The sequence below is a fragment of the Pseudomonas sp. GM21 genome (assembly GCF_000282215.1).
Taxonomy (GTDB): Bacteria; Pseudomonadota; Gammaproteobacteria; order Pseudomonadales; family Pseudomonadaceae; genus Aquipseudomonas.
In genome coordinates this window covers 37,599-57,752 of the sequence record NZ_AKJS01000109.1, presented here as the reverse complement: position 1 = coordinate 57,752, position 20,154 = coordinate 37,599, and the positions used below count along the sequence as shown (strand labels likewise).

The window sequence follows — 20,154 nt, the reverse complement described above, 5'->3', positions numbered from 1 at the left end:
GCCGAACGCAGGCTTCGCCAGCTGCTACAACAATTGCGTTACCACAGAAATTGCTTAACTGATCGGCATTAGGGCTTGCCCGCGAAGGCGTCATCTCTGACACCATCAATCTCAGCCACCAACCGCATATTAAGCCGCAACCCCGTCCCGGTATTCTGAGCCCAAAGGCGCCCGCCTTGCCGCCGCACCGCATTCCTCGCAATGCTCAGCCCCAACCCAAACCCACCATCCCCAGGCCGGGAGCCGTCGAGCCGAATGAACGGGCAGAAGATCCGCTCAATATCGGCCTCAGCCACCCCGCCGCCCTCATCCTCCAGCCACAAATGCCAGAACTCGCCGTCGCGATTTGCACCGAGACTCACCACACCGCCTTTGGGGGAATGACGAATGGCGTTACGCAGAAGGTTTTCCAGTGCCTGCGCCAAGGTGTTCAGGTTGCCGCGAACCCAACACGATGAATCCACGGTGCAGTGCAATTGACTGCTTGGCCAGCCACTTTCATAGCAGGCATTTTCCGTGAGCATTTCCCATAGAGCCTGAATCTGGATCGCTTCATCGGGCAACGGTGAGCGCTCGGTGTCGAGCCAGGCCAGTTGCAGCGTGTCTTCCACCAGACGCTGCATGCCATCGACTTCCCGACCGATACGCTCGCGCAACGCCGCCAACCCCTCCTCGCTTTCGCTGGCCACCCGCAATCGGCTCAGCGGTGTGCGCAGTTCGTGGGAGAGGTCACGCAGCAATTGTTGCTGCAAGGCCACGGTGCCTTGCAGGCGCTCGGACATGTGATCGAAGGCTCTGCCCAATTCACCGAGTTCATCCGAACGATTGGTCGTGCTGCTCGACAAGCGCACGTTCAACTGGTCCGCCCGCCAGGCGTTGGCCTGTTCGCGCAGACTGTTCAATGGCACGACCAGCAGTCGATACAGACCGACGCATAACAACAGCGTGAACAATCCCGGAATGATGCCGTTGGTGACCACGCGCCAGAACAACCGGTATTGCCCTGGAACAAAGCGCTGAGGCAGTTCGATCACCAGGCTGCCGACCGCCGGGTCCTTTGGAAAAGGGATGCGCAACCATGGCAAGCCTTTGGTATGGCGACTGGTTGGCCAATCAAGCCCACGCAAAAAGGTCAGGCGCTGAACTTCTTTTTCCGTCAGCGGATAGCTGCTCAACGACTGCAAATCAGCGCCGATGACACCGACCCACGACGTCTCGCGCTTGCCGATACCTTCCAGCCAGACATCAACGCCTGCGCTCTGGCGTTGATTCCAGGCTTGCTCGGCTTCGGCGGCATAACCGGTCAGCGTGAGGCGGGCCTCTTCGGACAAGAACAGGTTTTTCTGTTCCATGTACCGGCCCCAGGACCAGCTCAACCAGATCATCAACAGACAAAACGCTATCAGCAGACAGGCGAGTTTCCAGAACAGTGAGTGCCGGCCCGGCAGGTCAGACCATTTCATCGGCAGCACTCAATACGTACCCCTTGCCCCAGACCGTGCGCACTTCCCGCTCGGTATAGCCGATGCCTTTGAGTTTGCGGCGGATCTGACTGATGTGCATATCGAGGCTGCGGTCATGGGCAGCGTAACCGCGTTGCAGCACGTGCTGATAAAGAAACGCCTTGCTCAACACTTCATCGTCATTGCGATTGAGTGTTTCCAGCAACCGATACTCACTGCGGGTCAGGCCGGCGGCGTGTTCGCCATAGAAGACCTCACACAGCTCATCGTCGAAACGCAGACTGTCCGCCTCACGGGTCACGGGTGCCGGCGCCGGTCGACGGTCGAGCGCCACCCGACGCAGGATCGCTTCGATGCGTACCCGCAACTCAGCCATGCTGAACGGTTTGGGCAAGTAGTCATCGGCGCCCAGGCGAAAACCGCTGATGCGATCCTCCTCGGCGCCCAATGCCGACATCAGCACCACCGGGGTGGAATGGCTCTGGCGCAGTTGCGTCAACACATTGAGCCCGTCCAGGCCCGGCAACAGAATATCCATCAACACCACATCGAAGGCTTGCTGACGCGCGATGGCCAGACCTTCCTGGCCGTTCTGGCACCAGGTCACCTGAAAACCACAACGGCCCAAATGTTCGTGCACATAGGCACCGAGCACCAGGTCGTCTTCGATGGAAAGGATTCGGGGATGGCCAATCGACATGGGAGTCATCAGTATCTGCAAATAATTCTCAGTTGAGTGATTATTCAAGATTGCCCGCCGATGGGCAACCCAAGGTTTGTTCTGGCGTCAAAAGCAGCGCGGTAGCCGACGAATAACGACATCAATTTTACGAAGATTGCCTGCCTGCAACTCGCTACACTGCCCGGGTGGCGCGTACGGGACGTACACGCAGGTCAATCAATCGCTGGATGCAGGAGAGATGCGTGCTCAAGAAACTGGGAATTAAAGGCCGCGTGCTGTTGCTGACCTTGTTGCCGACGACGTTGATGGCATTGGTCCTGGGCGGCTATTTCACCTGGATGCAGCAATCCGACCTGCAATCCCAGCTGCTGCAGCGCGGCGAGATGATTGCTGAACAGCTGGCGCCGCTGGTGGCCCCGGCCATGGCTCACCAGGACAATGACCTGCTTGAGCGCATCGCTACCCAGTCGCTGGAAACGGCGGACGTGCGCGCCGTGACCTTCCTCGCCCCCGACCGCACGCTGCGGGCCCACGCCGGCCCGACCATGCTCAATCAGGCACCGGTGGGCAACGGCTCGCAGATGCTGCGCCGCAGCGGCAACGATGCGACGCGTTATCTGCTGCCGGTGTTTGGTAAGCACCGCAACCTGGCCGGCGACTTGATTCCCGATGAAGCCAACCGCCTGCTGGGCTGGGTCGAAATCGAACTGTCCCACAGTGGCATGTTGCTGCGCGGTTACCGCAGCCTGTTTGCCAGCCTGCTGCTGATCGCCGCCGGTCTGGCCGGCGCGGCGCTGCTGGCATTGAGGATGGGGCGCACCATCAATCGGCCGATCAGTCAGATCAAACTGGCGGTGGCGCAACTCAAGGACGGTCATCTGGAAACCCGCCTGCCGCCGCTCGGCAGCCAGGAACTGGATGACCTGGCGTCCGGCATCAACCGCATGGCCGGCACCCTGCAAAATGCCCGGGAAGAATTGCAGCACAGCGTCGACCAGGCCACTGAAGACGTACGGCAAAACCTGGAAACCATCGAGATCCAGAACATCGAGCTGGACCTGGCGCGCAAGGAAGCCCTGGAAGCGAGCCGGATCAAATCCGAGTTCCTGGCCAACATGAGCCATGAAATCCGCACGCCGCTCAACGGCATTCTCGGCTTCACGCACTTGCTGCAAAAAAGCGAACTGACACCACGCCAGCTCGACTACCTGGGCACCATCGAAAAGTCCGCCGACAGCCTGCTGGGGATCATCAACGAGATCCTCGACTTCTCGAAAATCGAGGCCGGCAAACTGGTGCTCGACAATATTCCGTTCAACCTGCGCGACCTGCTGCAAGACACCCTGACCATCCTCGCCCCGGCGGCCCACGCCAAACAGCTGGAACTGGTGAGTCTGGTGTATCGCGACACGCCACTGTCGCTGGTGGGCGACCCGTTGCGGCTCAAGCAGATCCTCACCAACCTGGTGAGCAATGCGATCAAATTCACCCGCGAAGGCACCATCGTTGCCCGCGCCATGCTTGAAGAAGAGCATGAAGACAGCGTGCAACTGCGCATCAGCATTCAGGACACCGGCATCGGCCTGTCGAACCAGGATGTGCGCGCGCTTTTCCAGGCGTTCAGCCAGGCCGATAACTCCTTGTCCCGGCAACCCGGCGGCACGGGGCTGGGGCTGGTGATTTCCAAGCGGCTGATTGAACAGATGGGCGGCGAGATTGGCGTCGACAGTACACCGGGCGAAGGGTCGGAGTTCTGGATCAGCCTGAGCCTGCCCAAGACCCGCGATGATGCCGAAGACCTGCCAGGCGCTCCCCTGCTCGGGCGCCGCGTGGCGGTGCTGGAAAACCATGAACTGGCACGGCAGGCCTTGCAGCATCAACTGGAAGATTGCGGCCTGAGCGTAACACCGTTCAATACCCTGGAAAGCCTGACCAATGGCGTGACCGGCGCGCACCAGACCGATCAGGCCATCGACCTGGCAGTGCTTGGCATCACCAGCAACGACATGCCACCGGAGCGTCTCAACCAGCACATCTGGGACCTCGAACACCTGGGCTGCAAAGTCCTGGTGCTGTGTCCAACCACCGAGCAAACACTGTTCCATCTCTCGGTGCCTAACCCGCACAGTCAGCTTCAGGCCAAACCGGCCTGCACCCGCAAACTGCGTCGGGCCTTGTCCGATCTGGTCAACCCCCGTCAGCAGCGCACCGAACCGGGTGAACCGGTGTCCAGTCGCGCGCCGAAGGTGCTCTGCGTCGACGACAACCCGGCCAACCTGTTGCTGGTACAAACCCTGCTCGAAGACATGGGCGCCAAGGTGCTGGCCGTGGAAAGTGGATACGCGGCGGTCAAGGCGGTGCACAACGAAACCTTCGACCTGGTGTTGATGGATGTGCAAATGCCCGGCATGGATGGGCGTCAAAGTACCGAAGCGATTCGTCTGTGGGAAAGTGAACGGCATTGCACACCGCTGCCGATCGTGGCGCTCACCGCCCATGCCATGGCCAATGAAAAACGTGCGCTGCTGCAAAGCGGCATGGACGATTACCTGACCAAACCCATCAGCGAGCGACAATTGGCGCAGGTGGTGTTGAAGTGGACAGGCCTTGCCCTGCGCAATCACGGGCCGGAACGTTCCAGCGACAGCCACGGCGGCGGTCATGATTTGCAGGTGCTCGACCCCGAGGAAGGTTTGCGTCTGGCTGCGGGTAAAGCGGATCTGGCGGCGGACATGCTGGCGATGTTGCTGGCCTCGCTTGAAGCCGACCGCGAGGCCATTCGCACGGCCCGGGAAAGCAATGACCAGAATGCATTGATCGAGCGCGTCCATCGCTTGCACGGGGCAACCCGTTATTGCGGCGTCCCGCAACTGCGAGCGGCCTGCCAGCGCAGTGAGACGCTGCTCAAGCAACAGGACTCGAAAGCGCCCGGCGCACTGGAAGAGCTCGAACGGGCGATCAATCGCCTGGCCGCTCATGCCCGTATTAATGCTTGATGCAGTGCAACCGCGCCGATCACATTCAGCGCTAAGCTGCCTTTTGTAGCAGCTGGCGCAGCCTGCGTCCGAGGGCGCAGCCGTCGTAAACCCGACAAACGCGGTTTACCTGAAAGACCGCAGCGCCTGATTTTACGACGGCTTCGCCCTCGGACGCAGGCTTCGCCAGCTGCTACATAACGCGGGACCGAGTTAAATGGAGGATTCATGCGCACGATTCTTTTCAGCAGCCAGACCTACGACCGCGACAGTTTTCTGGGCGCCGACCTGCCCGTCGGTATCGAGCTGCACTTTCAGTCAGCGCGGCTGAGCCTTGACACTGCGACACTGGCGCAAAAGCACGAAGTGGTCTGTGCCTTTATCAATGACGACCTCAGCGCCCCGGTTCTGGAATGTCTGGCGGCGGGGGGCACGCGCCTGATCGCCCTGCGCTCGGCCGGTTTCAATCATGTTGATCTGCCCGCGGCCAAGCGCCTGGGTCTTGCAATCGTGCGCGTCCCGGCCTACTCGCCACACGCGGTGGCCGAACATGCGGTGGCGCTGATCCTGGCACTCAACCGCCGCTTGCACCGTGCCTATAACCGCACCCGCGAAGGTGACTTCAGCCTTCATGGGCTGACCGGCTTCGACCTGGTGGGCAAGACCGTCGGCGTGGTCGGCACCGGGCAGATCGGCGCGACGTTCGCCAAGATCATGAACGGTTTCGGCTGCCGGTTGCTGGCCTATGACCCCTACCCCAATCCGCAGGTCGAAGCCCTGGGCGCTCGCTACTTGAGCCTGCCGGAACTGCTCGCCGAGTCGCAGATCATCAGCCTGCATTGCCCGCTCACCGAGCAAAGCAAACACCTGATCAACCGCGAATCACTGGCGCACATGCAACCTGGCGCAATGCTGATCAACACCGGGCGAGGTGGTTTGGTGGACACCCCCGCACTGATCGACGCATTGAAGGACGGCCAATTGGGCTATCTGGGGCTGGATGTGTACGAAGAAGAGGCGCAGTTGTTTTTTGAAGACCGCTCCGACCTGCCGCTGCAAGACGACGTGCTGGCGCGGTTGCTGACCTTTCCAAATGTGATCATCACCGCGCACCAGGCCTTCCTGACCCGCGAAGCGCTGGGCGCGATTGCCGCGACGACCCTGCAGAACATCGTGGCCTGGGCGGCCGGCACGCCGCAGAATCAGGTCGAGGGCTGATCGACTCAGTCCCTGGACCTTATCCGTTCCTTCAATGTGCAAAAGCGGGCGCCATGCCATGAGTCAGCGGGGCGGTTGAACCTGATCGAAGGTCACCTGCCCGCGCCATGCTGCGCGCAGGCCCGTGATAGCATGTCGCGCCTATTTGGAGGACCCATGGTCGAACACGATTTCCGCTACACCCTGATGAACCCGCAACACACCCTCACCGAATGCCGCGCCCTGGTGCCGGGGCGTTATCAAGTCACCGGTAACGGCGGCTCGATCCGGATTGGCGACGTGCTGGTAGTGACCCTTAAAGGCAGCAAGGACTTGTCCATGCGCCTGACCGTCGAAACGGTTCGCCATTTGATCAACCCGCCAGGCCAATGGGTCGCGGTGAGCAGTGGCCCGGTGTTCGGCGAATTGGCGATCCACACTTGGGAAGTCAATTGCGACAGCTGTGCCAAAGCGCTGAGCTTTGAGTTCGCGGTCGACGCCAAGCTCGGCAACAAGGCTGAAAAGCCCGCTGCCACGGTGCGGATTGCCGAGCTGGGCTGGACCTCTGTCGGCGAGAAACACCTGTGCCCGAAATGCCAGTGACCGCCGTGATGAAACGTTTCGCGCTGACCGCTTTGGTCGGTGCCAGCCTGCTGGGATGCGCCGCTGAGCCAGTGCAACTGGAAAAAAATCGAAGCTACATTCTGGAATGGATCGGCGAATATCCATTGATGGACTACAGCCACCTGACTGTCACCCTCGGTGAAGACGGCCGGGCCTATGGCAGTGGCGGCTGTAACCATTGGTTCGCGCCGTACACCCTGGAAGGCAACAAGTTGAGCTTCGGCAAGATCGGCAGCACCCGCAAGCTGTGTGCACCCGCGCTCATGGAGCAGGAAAAGCGCTTCTTGCAGGCGCTGGAAGGCGTACAGCGCTGGGACGTTTCACCGATTGAGCAGATGCGCTTCTGGCCGGCGCAAGGCAAGCCATTGCGATGGTGGCTTGAAGAGGGTTGATCCCTCGACCCGATCGTTCCCACGCTCTGCGTGGGAATGCATCCAGTGACGCTCTGCGTCACAGGGACGCTGAGCGTCCCGGGCGGCGTTTCCACGCAGAGCGTGGGAACGATCAAACGGTCACTTGAATGCCTGCAACGCCTCAAGCTTTGCCATCAACCCCGCCGCCGTCTGCTCGCCCATCAGTTGTTCGCGCACCTTGCCTTTGTTATCGATGATGTACGTCACTGGCAGGGCTTCACTGCGCGGCAGTTCAAAAAGATCGGCCGGGTCTGAAGCCAGTACCGTGAACTTGATCCCCAGTTTCTCGCTGGCGCTTTTCAGTTCTTCGCCCTGCACATTGTCGAAGTTGACGCCGAACACGCCGATCTTCTTGTCCTTCAATTGATCAGCCAACGCATTCAACTGCGGGATTTCGGTCCGGCATGGCCCGCACCATTCGGCCCAGTAATTGAGCACCACCCATTGTTTGTCCAGCCGTTCGGACGCAACTTTCTGGCCGTTCTGGTCCACGCCATAGTCGTTGCCACAGCCCCCCAGCATCAACGCCCCGAAAATCGCCAATGCCGCTGCCAGTCGCCTTGTCATGTCGTGTTCCTTGTTCAAAATTGAATGCGCCTGCGACCCATCGCCTCGCAAGGTTCAGGATTACGCGCTGCACAGTTAGAATAGCTGCCACTTTACGCAAGAAGCGACCCGCCCATGACCGATCTGACGCTTTATCACAACCCGCGCTGCTCGAAATCCCGCGGTGCGCTCGAACTGCTCGAAGCCCGCGGCCTGGCCCCGACCGTCGTCCGCTACCTCGAAACCCCGCTGGACGCTGCGCAAATCCAGCGCTTGCTGACCAAGCTTGGCCTCAGCGCCCGACACCTGTTGCGCACTGGCGAGGAGGAATACAAAACCCTCAACCTGGCTGACAGCAGCCTGAGCGAAGCGCAATTGATCGCGGCCATCGCGGCTCACCCGAAACTCATGGAGCGCCCGATTCTCGAAGTCGGCGACAAAGCCGTTATCGGCCGTCCACCAGAAAACGTGCTGGAGTTGCTGCCGTGAGCGCACCCTACATTCTGGTTCTGTATTACAGCCGCAGCGGCTCGACCAATGAAATGGCCCGGCAAATTGCCCGTGGCGTCGAGCAGTCCGGGATGGAAGCGCGCCTGCGCACCGTGCCGGCGATCTCCACCGAATGCGAATCCGTGGCGCCCGACATTCCGGACACAGGTGCGCTGTACGCCAGCCTCGATGACTTGAAGAACTGCGCGGGCCTGGCCTTGGGCAGCCCGACCCGTTTCGGCAACATGGCGGCGCCGCTCAAGTACTTCCTCGACGGCACCAGCAACCTGTGGCTGACCGGCGCGCTGGTGGGCAAGCCGGCCGGCGTGTTCACCTCCACCGCGAGCCTGCACGGCGGCCAGGAAACCACCCTGCTGTCGATGATGTTGCCGCTGCTGCACCACGGCATGCTGATCACCGGCCTGCCCTACAGCGAATCTGCCTTGCTCGAAACCCGTGGCGGCGGCACGCCATATGGCGCCAGTCATCACGCCGGGGCCGATGGCAAAAGCGGCTTGAATGAACACGAAGTGGCGCTGTGCCGGGCCTTGGGCCTGCGGTTGGCAAAGACTGCGCAAAAGCTGGGGAACTGACGTGGCCAAGAAGCCGAAGATTCTGCCCTCCATTGAATGGCTCGAACCGCGGGTACGGGCAATGCGCATCGTCAGCCTGCTGTGTTTTTTCGGGCTGGTTGGGCTGTTGTGCGCCTACTACCTGGTGTTTGCCGACCTGCATGGCGCGCGGCCGTGGGTGATTTTGCTGATCGAACTGGTGCCCCTGCTATTGCTCGCACCGGGAATGATTATCGGCAGCGCCCGTGGGCATTCGTGGATGTGTTTTGTGGTGAACCTGTATTTCATCAAGGGCGCACTGGCGGCGTATGACCCGAACCGGCAGCTGTTTGGGTTGCTGGAGATGGGAGCGAGTCTGGCAGTGTTCTGCTCAGCGCTGTTGTATGTGCGGTGGCGGTTTCAGCTCAATCGCAAGTTGGCGGGGGAAGGCGAGATCTCCGTCGCCTGATAGACCGCTATCGCTGGCAAGCCAGCTTCCACAGGGGATGGGTGAACGACACAAATCCAATGTGGGAGCTGGCTTGCCAGCGATGGGATCAACTCGGTATCAATGATTCACTGTGTAGGCGAGCATCATCGAAATCTGGCTCATCGGCCGCCCGCCACTCTGTTCATGCCACTGGTTGAACACATCCTGCACCAAGGCCAGATCCCGCTGACTGCTCGGCACCTTGTCGACGATCTTCTGTGCATTCAACGCCGCGACCACATCGTAGCTCGGCACAAAGGTGTCCTTGCCGACCATGCGCAAGAAACGCGGCGCCGACAACCCACCCAATTGATGGCCGCGCTTTTTCAGGTACGTCCACAGCCCAACAATATCGGTCACCGGCCAATCGGCAATCAGCGCACCGAAACTGCCCTTCTCATGCGCCACGTCCAGAATGAACTGCGCATTGCGCGGCACGCTCTTGAGCTTGCCCAGGTGACGGATGATTCGCGCGTCCTGCATCAGGCGTTCGAGGTGTTCGGCGCTCATCAGCACGACTTTTTCCGGGTCGAACTTGAAGAACACTTCTTCGAACGCCGGCCACTTGGCGTCCACCAGGCTGTGCTTGAGGCCGGCGCGGAATACACGTAGCGCCATGGTCGAGAGGTAGCGGTCGTCGCTGATCTTGCGCAATTGTGCCGGGGTTTTCGGAACGGGCAGATGGGCTTCCAGTTCAGCTGCTGAACCGAAGCGGTTCAGACAGTATTCGTGCAGCCACTTGTAATCGCGCATGCCCTCTCCTGTTGAATAAGTGAATAGACCCCTGTTGGCTCCCACAGGGATTGTGTTTAGAGGTTGACTACGTTGACGAAGCGCGAAGCGGCGGATTCGTCGATCTTGAGGCTGGTGAAGTCAAACAGGTTGCGGTCCGCCAATTGCGACGGGATCACGTTCTGCAGGCTGCGGAAAATGCTTTCGGTACGGCCCGGGGTCTTGCGCTCCCAGTCCTGCAGCATGTCCTTGACCACCTGACGTTGCAGGTTTTCCTGAGAGCCGCAGAGGTTGCACGGGATGATCGGGAACTGTTTCAAGTCCGAGTAAGCCTGAATGTCTTTCTCATTGCAGTAGGCCAGCGGACGGATGACGACGTTGCGGCCATCGTCGGCGCGCAGTTTTGGCGGCATGGCCTTGAGCGAACCGTTGAAGAACATGTTGAGGAAAAACGTCTCGACGATGTCGTCCCGGTGATGGCCGAGGGCCATTTTGGTCGCACCGATTTCGTCGGCAAAGGTGTACAGCGTGCCGCGACGCAGACGCGAGCACAGCGAGCAGGTGGTTTTTCCCTCAGGAATAAGCTCCTTGACCACGGAGTAAGTGTCTTTCTCGACGATGTGGTACTCGATCCCCAGTTCCTTGAGGTAGGCCGGCAGCACGTGCTCCGGGAAACCTGGCTGCTTCTGGTCCATGTTTACGGCCACGATCTCGAACTTGATCGGTGCGACCTTCTGCAAGTGCATCAGCACGTCGAGCATGGTGTAGCTGTCCTTGCCACCGGACAGGCAGACCATGACCTTGTCGCCATCTTCAATCATGTTGAAATCGGCAACCGCCTCGCCGGCCTGACGGCGAAGGCGCTTTTGCAGTTTGTTCTGGTTGACCGTAAGAGTGCCCATGTCGCGAAATCCGTGAGGTGTGACGAAAGGCCGGCATTTTACGCAAAAACCCGCCTTCGGCGAAGTACCTGATCAGGTTAGAAAATTATGCGCCGACGCACTCTTTGTAACTGCTGGCGAAGCCTGCTACACGTCGCGTCATGTACCTATTCAGTCATCCAACAGATCCTGCGGCGATTAACCTGCTTGTTTTCAGCGCGATAAGCTCTAACCCCCTATCACCTGTACGGTTAAGTCCTTTCTATACTGCGACATAAGGTCGCATTCAAATCCAGACCTTTACTTACTTGGCCACTTTGGCCCGTAGGCGCTCCGCTGGGGGGCGATGGTAAAAACAAGAGGAGTGACTGGCATGATCCATCACGTAGTGGGACTTTTCACCCACCCCGACCAGGAATGGAAAGAAATCCGTGGCGACAATGAGGAAAGCATTAGCCACATGTACCTGACCCACACGCTGATTCTGGCCGCGATCCCTGCCGTATCAGCGTTTATCGGCACCACCAAGGTTGGCTGGGTGATTGGCAGCCGGGCACCGGTGATGCTGACGCAGGAAAGCGCGCTATGGATGACGATCATGTCGTACGTGGCGATGCTCGGCGGTGTTGCAGTGATGGCCGCGTTCATCCACTGGATGGCTCGCACCTATGACGCCAATCCGAGCCTGGCCCGTTGCGTTGCGTTTGCGACCTATACCGCGACCCCGTTGTTTATCGGCGGACTGGCGGCACTGTATCCACACCTGTGGCTGGGAATGATCGTCGGGACGGCGGCCATCTGCTACACGGTGTACCTGTTGTATGTGGGACTTCCCACTTTCATGAACATTCCATCAGACGAGGGGTTCCTGTTTTCAAGTTCGGTGCTTGCGGTAGGCCTGGTGGTGCTGGTGGCCATCATGGCGTTCACAGTCATTGTCTGGGGACTCGGCGTGGGGCCGGTCTATACTAATTAGTGGTGTTTTCACCAAACAACAAGATCTGCCAACACAGGCCGCCGCAAGGCGGCCTTCTAATGTCCAGGGATACCAGGCACTGACGACCATTCGGTACCTCGGCGATTCGCAAGACCCCAGGGTTGCGGCATACTCGACGTCTCTGGAGATCCCTCAAGCATGCCCGAGCAGCTCAGTACCCGCGTCGAAGACTGTTACCAACTCGCCGAATCCTTTTTCAAACGCACGTTCAAACGCCCCGTGGTGAGCCTCAAGCTGCGTGGTCAAAAAGCCGGGGTCGCGCATTTGCACGAGAACCTGCTGCGTTTCAACCCGCAGCTGTACCGGGAAAATACCGAAGACTTTCTCAAGCAAACCGTGGCCCATGAGGTCGCCCACCTGATTGCTCATCAATTGTTTGGTGACCGCATCCAGCCTCATGGCGAAGAGTGGCAACTGATCATGCGCGGCGTGTACGAACTGCCGCCCAATCGCTGCCACACCTACGACGTCAAACGCCGCAGTGTGACGCGCTATATCTATAAATGCCCGTGCGTGGACAGCGATTTCCCGTTTTCGGCGCAGCGTCATGGTCTGGTGAGGCAGGGGCGGCGGTATTTGTGCCGACGGTGCCGGAGTACGCTGGTGTTTAGCGGGGAGATGCGGGTCGAGTAAGTCAGAGTTGTGGTGCCTGTGCTGGCCCCATCGCGAGCAGGCTCGCTCCCACAGGGTTTTGTGTACGCCACAGATCCACTGTGGGAGCGAGCCTGCTCGCGATGGGGCCAGTACAGCCGCTAGAGAATCACCTTGGCACGCCGCAGCTCTTCGATCCGCTGCGCACTAAACCCCAGCTCCCCCAACACCTGATCCGTATGCTGCCCCAGCGCCGCGCCAATATGCCGGGGCTCAGGCAACCCCTCTGAAAATTTCAACGGACAGGCCATCTGCGCCTGGCTCGTGCCATCCCCACGCGGCACCTCAGCCACCAGCTCCCGCGCCTTCAGCTGCGGATGCTCAATCGCTTCGCTCAAACTCAACACCGGCTCGACACACGCATCGAGCTCGGCAAACAGAGCACACAAATCGCTAAAGTCGTGTTTCTCGAATTCGGTCATCAGCGCGTCCTTGAGCTTTTTCTGGTCCGCAGGCTTTGGCGACAAGCCCAAAGGCGCCAACTCCTCCAGACCCAACGCCGTACACAGTGGCTTCATAAACGCTGGCTCCAGACTGCCCACCGACAACCAGCGCCCATCGCGAGAACGGTAATAGTCGTAGAAGCTGCCGCCGTTAAGCATCTGATCTTCCCTGCCCGGCTCCGCGCCACAGGCCAGATACCCGGCGCCCGCCATGGCGTTCAGGCTGAAGGCGCAGTCGGTCATGCTCACGTCCAGATGCTGCCCCTGCCCGGTTTGCTGCCGGGCGATGACCGCCGCCAGCAGGCCGATGACCCCGTGAAGCGAGCCTCCGGCGACATCCGCCACTTGCATGCCCAACGGCAGCGGCCCGCCATCGGCGCGTCCCGTGTAGCTGGCCAGGCCCGCCAGCGCCAGGTAGTTGATATCGTGGCCGGCGCGGTCCTTGTAGGGGCCGGTCTGGCCGTAACCGGTAATCGACACGTAGATCAGCTTCGGATTGATCGCCTTCAACGCTTCATAACCCAGCCCCAGGCGTTCCATCACACCGGGGCGGAACTGTTCAAGCACGATGTCGTAGTCGGCAAGCAGCAGCTTGATCACTTCCAGCGCCTCGGGTTGTTTGAGGTCCAGTCCCAGACTGCGCTTGTTGCGATTGAGATAAGCGTGACTGGCCGACACGCCGTGATCGTGGGGCGGCAACACCCGCAGCAAATCCATGCGGGTCGGCGATTCGATGCGCAATACCTCGGCGCCCATGTCCGCCAGCAACAACGAGGCAAACGGCCCCGGCAACAGTGTCGAGAAATCCAGAACCTTGAGTGATGCCAGTGGCCCGAGCATGAGCGATCTCCGTGAACGATGCCTCCAGCCTAGGCAGCCGATGGCGTTGCGGCAATCACCCGAAGTGTCAGCAAAGGTGACCGTTACGCTCAAATCGCAGGCATGAAAAAACCCGCCGAAACGGGTTTTTCAGTACAGCGAGTCTTATTTCACGTTGCTTGGGGTTGGGCCTTCGGCCACGCCCAGGTCGTCTACTTCACGCTCGTCGGCGATACCGCGACCGCCAGAAGCCAGCTCGACTTGCAGCTTGTCTTCGTCCAGCTCTTTCACCCACTTGGCGACCACGAGGGTAGCCACAGCGTTACCAACAAGGTTGGTCAGCGCACGGGCTTCGGACATGAAGCGGTCGATACCGAGGATCAGCGCCAGGCCGGCCACCGGCAGAGTACCCACGGCCGACAGAGTGGCTGCCAGCACGATGAAACCACTACCGGTCACACCTGCCGCACCTTTGGAGGACAACAGCAGCACCAGCAGCAAGGTGATCTGGTGAGTGAGGTCCATCGGTGTATCAGTCGCCTGAGCGATAAACACAGCCGCCATGGTCAGGTAGATCGAAGTACCGTCGAGGTTGAAGGAGTAACCAGTCGGGATCACCAGACCCACCACCGATTTATCCGCACCCAGGCGTTCCATTTTGATCAGCATGCGTGGCAGAGCCGATTCAGACGAGGAAGTGCCCAGTACGATCAGCAGTTCTTCACGGATGTAGCGGATCAGCTTGAGTACGCTGAAACCATGCGCGCGGCAGATGGCGCCCAGTACCAGAACCACAAACAGGATGCAGGTGATGTAGAAGCAGATCATCAGCTGACCGAGTTGCACCAGCGAACCGACACCGTAGGCACCGATGGTGAAGGCCATCGCACCGAACGCGCCGACTGGAGCGAGCTTCATGATCATGTTGATGATGTTGAACATCACGTGAGCGAAGCGATCGATGAAGTCCAACACCGGTTTGCCATAGGCACCCAGGCGATGCAGGGCAAAACCGAAGATCACCGAGAACATCAGCACTTGCAGGATGTCGCCGTTGGCGAAGGCGCCGACGATGGTGTTCGGGATCACGTTGAGGACAAAAGCGATGATGCTCTGGTCTTTACCGGCCGAGATGAAGCCCGCGATTTTGCTGGTGTCCAGAGTCGTCACGTCGATGTGCATGCCGGCGCCCGGTTGCACGACATTGACCACGACCAGACCGATGAGCAAGGCAATGGTGGAAACAATTTCGAAGTACAGCAGCGCATAGCCGCCGGTTTTGCCGACCGACTTCATGTTCTGCATGCCGGCGATACCGCTGACGACCGTACAGAAGATGATTGGCGCGATGACCATTTTGATCAGTTTGATGAACCCGTCACCCAGCGGCTTGAGGGCCACACCGGTCTGCGGGTAGAAGTGACCGAGCAGAATGCCGATGGCGATGGCAACGATCACCTGGAAATACAGGGATTTGTACAGCGGCTGACGAGTCGTCATTGCAAGTTCCTCAAGAGTGCCCGGTGACAACATCCATCTGTTGCCCAAGTCACTTCAATTGCGAACCCTCCTGCTTCTGGAGGGATTTGTTTTGTCGAGCTGCGCGACGGCAGGCATCTGCTCGTTGTATCGCAAGGCCCGTGCCACATTCGTCAAAATGCCAGCAAGCCTCTTGGCATCAGGGGTTACAGGTTTTTCTTCGTCACTGAGTGGTTACATCAATGTGGCGGATTTCCGCCCATCCACCTGACCTCGTCCTGCAATTTGGCGGATATCCGCCTTGTTCATCGCAAGGCAGCACGGCTACCATCCGTCGTTCAATGGACGGATTTGCCTGCTCATGCGCGAACGCACCATCGCCAGTCATTTCGCCCGCGCCGCCCTTGGTGGCGCGCGCCGGCTGGGTGTCGACTCTTCAGACCTTTTGCAGCAACTGGGTATCAGCCCCGAGTTGCTGGACGAGCCGCGTGCGCGAATCGCGCCCGAACAATTCACGCGATTGATCCAGGGGTTGTGGCTGGCAATGGATGACGAATACCTGGGATTCGGGCCAGTGCCGAGCAAAACCGGGAGTTTCGCGATGATGTGCCACGCGGTGATCCACTGCCGCAACCTGGAAAAAGCGCTGAATCGCGGCCTGTTGTTTTATAGCTTATTCCCCGAAGGTCCGCGCCTGACCCTGACCCACGAAGGCGAATTGATCCGCCTGAGCCTCGATGATTCGAAGTTCCAGGACCCGGACCATTTCCTCACCGAAAGTCAGTTGATGGTCTGGCATCGGTTCGGCAGCTGGCTGATCGGCCAGCGCATACGGCTGGAGCAGGCGACGTTCAGCTACCCAAGGCCCGAGCACGGTGCCGAGTACGAATTGATGTTCCCCTGCCCGATGCAGTTTGGCGCGGCACAAAGCAGTCTGCTGTTTCACAATCGTTACTTGAACATGCCATTGCTACAGGACGAACGCACCCTCAGACATTTTCTCGAACACTCCCCCGCCGACCTGCTGTCACGCCCGGATGACGGCGACAGCCTGAGCAGCCAGTTACGCCGTTTGCTCAGCCGCGACAGCCCACGCTGGCCGGATCTGGAAGCCGTGGCCGCGCAGATGCACATCAGCCCACAGACGTTGCGTCGGCATTTGCGCGAGGAAGGGTCGAGTTTTCAGGAGTTGAAGGATCAGCTGCGCCGAGATATCGCGATTTATCATCTGGGGCGGGCGGATTTGTCGTTGCAGCAGATCGCCGAACAGCTGGGATTTTCCGAACCTTCGGCGTTTCACCGGGCGTTCAAGAAGTGGACGGGGCTGACGCCGGGCGCCTACCGCGCGCAAGAGAACTGATTGTTCGTTCCCACGCTCCGCGTGGGAATGCAGCCCCGGACGCTCCGCGTCCCTGCCAAAGCCGACGCAGAGCGTCCATTGAGGCATTCCCACGCAGAGCGTGGGAACGATCATGGCGCGGTCTACCCTGACGGGTGACTACGGCGGATCAAGCCGATCCAGCATCCGGTTCACTGCCAGTTCCCCCAGCATGACCACCTGCTGAATCCCCAGCACCTTATTGCGCTGCGAACCCTCCACCTGTCCTGCGAAATCACTCAGCATCACACTCGCCGATGCCATGGTTTCACAGGCGCTGACCAGCAGGGTTCCATCATCCGTGTCGGGCCCGACGAAGTAGATCGTGCTGGGTTTACGAGGTGTGTCTTTGGGGATGACCGGTTTGAGGTAGTAATCGAGCGCCCGGTCGGCGGCGTCGTTGGGCTTTTTGGAATCGGGGGTTTCGTACGGGGAAACGTCGTTGGTTTCGGGCGGGTTGGGTGTGATCTTGAACATTTGAAGCTCCGTGGTTGGTTGAGCCGCCACGACCTATCGCTAAACAAGTAAAGGTGGCGGCTGTACGCAGGTTAGCGATCCGGGTCACAGAAACCCCGGGTAGACTCGAAGGTCTCCCACGCACAGCCACCATTAAGCAAATTGCAGCTTTTGCGTCTGTGTAGGGGATCGGATCGCTAAACCCGATCGCTGATTCGTCAGCGACCGGCAAACGATAGAACCCACGCCCAAGGCGCACAAGCCGGCGGATTCTGGCGTAGTCGTAGGCAACGGCGCAAGGATGTGTAGCCTGAGTGAGTGTCAGCAGATGTCTTTTTAAACATCACTGTTTAATGCTCACCCAGGCCTCACGGGATGCAAGATCGGCTAGATAAAAATGCGCCCCCTATTCAACTCTTTTCCGCTTAAACCCAGTTGATTCCCCAAGCTGTCTGACTCAATAACCCCGATAATTCGTCTCGAGCCTGATAGGTCGCGTATCCCGCGTTTGTAGCCCACCCGAACTCGTTGATGGTGTAACTATTGACCCCGGTCCCCAACTGCACTGCTCCGTTGTGGTTATTGCTGCCTACAAGTAACAGCAAACGCGATTTCGTGGGGTGTGAGTAACATCCCCCAGTGACTCTTAACTGAACCCCACGAGGAAGAGTTGACCCACTGGGAACAAATGCCCCGGTGTCAGTTCGGACTACGTTAGTAATCGTTGGTCTTGAATAGGGTGGAATGATCGAAAATTGCCGCTCGGCCGATGGAGGGATGCTGCCATACAGCGCTTTGACGGTGAAGCGGTGGCTTCCTACGCTCAGCCCACTCAATGTCAGGGTCCAGACCCCGGTCGTGATGTTGGCGATCGGTTTCCCCTTGGACATAGTGCCATCGAGCACATCGACTTGCAGGCCCTTACTCGCCATACCGGTCAACACCACGGTGGTCTCAACGGTATAGTCGCCTTGACGAATCTCGACACCGCTGGGCGAGCCTTTGATCGAACTAATGGTCGGTGCGACCAGCGCTATCACGGTAAATGTCCATGCCTGGGAGGTCTGACCCGAACCGTACAGCGCCGTCGCGGTGTAGCTGTAGAGATCAACGTTCAAGCCGGACACCGATAAGCTCCAGATCCCCGTCGTCGGGTCAGCCGTGGGCTGACCTTTGGAGACTTTGCCGTCGCTCACATCGACTTTCTGTCCTTTGCTGGCCAGCCCCGTCAGCACCACAGCGGTCTCGACAGTCGTGCCGCCGTTGGGGATTTCGACCCCGTTCGAAGCGCCTTTGATTGAGGTGATGGCAGGTTTCTCGTCTACCACGGCGCTGACTGTGTATTCGCGCAATGGAAATGTCACCGCCCGATTCAGGTCAGCCACTTTGCCAAAGTTAACCCTGAACGAAATCGTGAAATTCGTCTTATCCTTGAGCGCGTTCAACCAATCAACCAACGCCTGCCCGAGCGGCCGCGTCAGTCCTTGCGTTTCGTTGTGCGGCACCCCATTGAGATCATCAAAGAAAACCGGCGCCCCACTGCTGTTAAACCCGTCATAGCCCAACCACACATACTGCCCCGCCGCTTGAAGCAGCCATTGCGCAATACTCAACAGATCGGTAACCACCAGTTTTGTGACATCGAGTTCCTGTCCCACCTGACCGGCAATGACGGGTGTCGGAAGGCGCGTATCCCCATTCGCAATCCGACTCACGTTCAACACCAACGGCCCGGACCGGGCAATCTCCTCGCCCCCCCGAATCAGCGCCCATACAAATTGCACGGCTGTGCCATGCCACGCCCCGAGAAGCCCCGCTTGAAGGTTAAAGGTGGCTTGATGAATCGCGTCTAGCGGCAAATCCGCAAACGTCGGTGGATCCGGCATATTGACCACGATCAATCGAGCCTGATCCTCTGGCAGCGATGCCTCAAAGGCAACCTGAATCGTCATACCTTGAAGGTAGGCCAACGGGTCAACGGGATTGGCAGCAGGGACTGGCGGATTCAGCTCGACACGATTGACATGAACATCAATGTACCGGGTCACTGACTGGTTGAAATTGCCCAGTTGATCGGTGGCGGAATAGAGAATCGGCGTTCGGACGTTATCGGGATTTTTCCTGAACGTATCGATATACAGGGTCTGAGTCACTGACTGCCCCGGTTCAGCCTCTTCAGGGGTCAGTTCACGTTCGACCAGCCCTCTGGCCCCCAGCGACAGGCTGATGAAGTCATATGGCCGGCGATTGGAATAGTCGAGACCGAATTCCACGCCACGAGTGGCTAGTTCCAGGCCAACACCGTTGGTAACAACTTCGTCCGAGATCTGTAACAGAATGGAGTCAGGCGCGGGCTCGCCGGGGGCCCAACGGTGGTACAGGACCCTCAACTTCCGCGAATCTTCAGATCCGTTGCCGCTAGCGCGGGTCACCCGGTAGTAAATCTGATTGAAGCCATCATGCAGGCGCCCTTTGGGGACGTACAGACGAATGCGCTGGTTTTCCTCGCCGGGAGCAATGGTTTTGCCGTCCACCGGTACAGGCGAGGTGTTGATAAACAAATCAACACGATCATCCTTGGCCGTGGGCACGTTGAAGGGCTCGATCCAAGGATCCACCAGACACTCCAGCCCCCGGACCTGGTCGTCGTAAAGCGACTTGGGAATACCACAATCAGCTGTACCGGCGGGTCGAACAGGCTTGATCGACCCCTGAATGATCACTGGAAAAAGTACGAATGTTTCGAATAACTCTGCTGACTGGATATCCATCGCTCTCTCCGAAAATGCGGCAAGGCCTTGAGCCCATTCGAGACCCAAGGTCATCACACACCGGAAAGGAAAAACTGACTACTGTCAGAAATAACAGGTTAGTACCTCATTGAGACG

19 protein-coding genes are annotated in these 20,154 nt (G+C 59.1%); 10 read left to right on the top strand and 9 right to left on the bottom strand.

What is annotated here, in order from left to right; genetic code table 11:
- Positions 1-68: 68 nt before the first annotated feature.
- Together PMI22_RS10955 and PMI22_RS10960 are read right to left on the bottom strand one after the other, a co-directional pair.
- Positions 69-1,463, bottom strand: a complete 1,395-nt coding sequence (locus tag PMI22_RS10955; protein WP_007946839.1) for a sensor histidine kinase — start codon at positions 1,461-1,463, stop codon at positions 69-71.
- Complete coding sequence (locus PMI22_RS10960) at positions 1,450-2,172, bottom strand: response regulator transcription factor (protein ID WP_033049380.1); 723 nt, start codon at positions 2,170-2,172, stop codon at positions 1,450-1,452. The genes PMI22_RS10955 and PMI22_RS10960 overlap by 14 nt, the downstream gene beginning before the upstream one ends.
- A 215-nt stretch (positions 2,173-2,387) precedes the next feature.
- Between PMI22_RS10960 and PMI22_RS10965 the strand changes: the two genes are divergently transcribed.
- From PMI22_RS10965 to PMI22_RS10980, 4 genes are all read left to right on the top strand, one after another.
- Positions 2,388-5,141 carry a response regulator gene (locus PMI22_RS10965; RefSeq protein ID WP_007946837.1) on the top strand — a complete coding sequence of 918 codons (2,754 nt, stop codon included), beginning with the start codon at positions 2,388-2,390 and terminating at the stop codon, positions 5,139-5,141.
- A gap of 207 nt (positions 5,142-5,348) precedes the next feature.
- Positions 5,349-6,338, top strand: a complete 990-nt coding sequence (locus tag PMI22_RS10970; RefSeq protein WP_007946835.1) for a 2-hydroxyacid dehydrogenase — start codon at positions 5,349-5,351, stop codon at positions 6,336-6,338.
- Between the two features lie 156 nt (positions 6,339-6,494).
- Positions 6,495-6,920, top strand: coding sequence for a hypothetical protein (locus PMI22_RS10975; RefSeq protein WP_007946834.1), 426 nt, complete (start codon positions 6,495-6,497; stop codon positions 6,918-6,920).
- 8 nt (positions 6,921-6,928) lie between these two features.
- A complete protein-coding gene (locus tag PMI22_RS10980) occupies positions 6,929-7,333 on the top strand; it encodes an META domain-containing protein (RefSeq protein WP_033049383.1) in 405 nt (134 codons plus the stop codon).
- A gap of 120 nt (positions 7,334-7,453) precedes the next feature.
- On the opposite strand, the gene PMI22_RS10985 is transcribed toward PMI22_RS10980, so the two are convergent.
- Positions 7,454-7,921, bottom strand: coding sequence for a TlpA disulfide reductase family protein (locus PMI22_RS10985; protein ID WP_007946832.1), 468 nt, complete (start codon positions 7,919-7,921; stop codon positions 7,454-7,456).
- A gap of 114 nt (positions 7,922-8,035) precedes the next feature.
- On the opposite strand from PMI22_RS10985, the gene arsC reads away from it, so the two are divergent.
- From arsC to PMI22_RS11000, 3 genes are read left to right on the top strand one after another with little or no spacing between them, the layout of a single operon-like run.
- The gene (gene arsC, locus PMI22_RS10990) at positions 8,036-8,389 is read left to right on the top strand and encodes an arsenate reductase (glutaredoxin) (RefSeq protein ID WP_007946831.1); all 354 of its coding nucleotides are present in this window, start codon (positions 8,036-8,038) and stop codon (positions 8,387-8,389) included.
- Positions 8,386-8,982, top strand: a complete 597-nt coding sequence (wrbA, locus tag PMI22_RS10995) for an NAD(P)H:quinone oxidoreductase (RefSeq protein WP_007946830.1) — start codon at positions 8,386-8,388, stop codon at positions 8,980-8,982. Before arsC ends, wrbA begins: the two co-directional genes overlap by 4 nt.
- 1 nt (position 8,983) lies before the next feature.
- The gene (locus PMI22_RS11000; RefSeq protein WP_007946827.1) at positions 8,984-9,409 is read left to right on the top strand and encodes a DUF2069 domain-containing protein; all 426 of its coding nucleotides are present in this window, start codon (positions 8,984-8,986) and stop codon (positions 9,407-9,409) included.
- Between the two features lie 99 nt (positions 9,410-9,508).
- Here the strand turns inward: PMI22_RS11000 and PMI22_RS11005 are convergent, their stop codons facing one another.
- Together PMI22_RS11005 and ttcA are read right to left on the bottom strand one after the other, a co-directional pair.
- Positions 9,509-10,183, bottom strand: a complete 675-nt coding sequence (locus tag PMI22_RS11005) for a DNA-3-methyladenine glycosylase I (RefSeq protein WP_007946826.1) — start codon at positions 10,181-10,183, stop codon at positions 9,509-9,511.
- A gap of 56 nt (positions 10,184-10,239) precedes the next feature.
- On the bottom strand, positions 10,240-11,064 hold the full coding sequence (ttcA, locus tag PMI22_RS11010) for a tRNA 2-thiocytidine(32) synthetase TtcA (RefSeq protein ID WP_007946825.1): 825 nt from the start codon (positions 11,062-11,064) through the stop codon (positions 10,240-10,242).
- A 352-nt stretch (positions 11,065-11,416) separates the two neighbouring features.
- Here ttcA and PMI22_RS11015 point away from each other — a divergent pair, with 352 nt between their 5' ends.
- Together PMI22_RS11015 and PMI22_RS11020 are read left to right on the top strand one after the other, a co-directional pair.
- The gene (locus PMI22_RS11015) at positions 11,417-12,019 is read left to right on the top strand and encodes a Yip1 family protein (protein WP_007946824.1); all 603 of its coding nucleotides are present in this window, start codon (positions 11,417-11,419) and stop codon (positions 12,017-12,019) included.
- A gap of 159 nt (positions 12,020-12,178) precedes the next feature.
- On the top strand, positions 12,179-12,673 hold the full coding sequence (locus PMI22_RS11020; protein ID WP_007946823.1) for a SprT family zinc-dependent metalloprotease: 495 nt from the start codon (positions 12,179-12,181) through the stop codon (positions 12,671-12,673).
- Positions 12,674-12,792: 119 nt separating this feature from the next.
- On the opposite strand, the gene PMI22_RS11025 is transcribed toward PMI22_RS11020, so the two are convergent.
- Positions 12,793-13,974, bottom strand: coding sequence for a CaiB/BaiF CoA transferase family protein (locus PMI22_RS11025; protein ID WP_007946822.1), 1,182 nt, complete (start codon positions 13,972-13,974; stop codon positions 12,793-12,795).
- A gap of 144 nt (positions 13,975-14,118) precedes the next feature.
- Positions 14,119-15,453: a dicarboxylate/amino acid:cation symporter gene (locus tag PMI22_RS11030; protein ID WP_007946821.1), complete on the bottom strand. Its 1,335-nt coding sequence runs from the start codon at positions 15,451-15,453 to the stop codon at positions 14,119-14,121.
- A gap of 340 nt (positions 15,454-15,793) precedes the next feature.
- On the opposite strand from PMI22_RS11030, the gene PMI22_RS11035 reads away from it, so the two are divergent.
- Positions 15,794-16,792 (top strand): AraC family transcriptional regulator, encoded by a 999-nt coding sequence (locus tag PMI22_RS11035; RefSeq protein ID WP_033049379.1) that lies wholly within the window; start codon positions 15,794-15,796, stop codon positions 16,790-16,792.
- Between the two features lie 138 nt (positions 16,793-16,930).
- Here the strand turns inward: PMI22_RS11035 and PMI22_RS11040 are convergent, their stop codons facing one another.
- Entirely contained in the window at positions 16,931-17,287 is a 357-nt protein-coding gene (locus PMI22_RS11040) for a DUF6124 family protein (protein WP_007946818.1), read from the bottom strand.
- A 404-nt stretch (positions 17,288-17,691) separates the two neighbouring features.
- Positions 17,692-20,091, bottom strand: a complete 2,400-nt coding sequence (locus PMI22_RS31720) for a hypothetical protein (protein ID WP_177323436.1) — start codon at positions 20,089-20,091, stop codon at positions 17,692-17,694.
- Positions 20,092-20,154 lie beyond the last annotated feature (63 nt).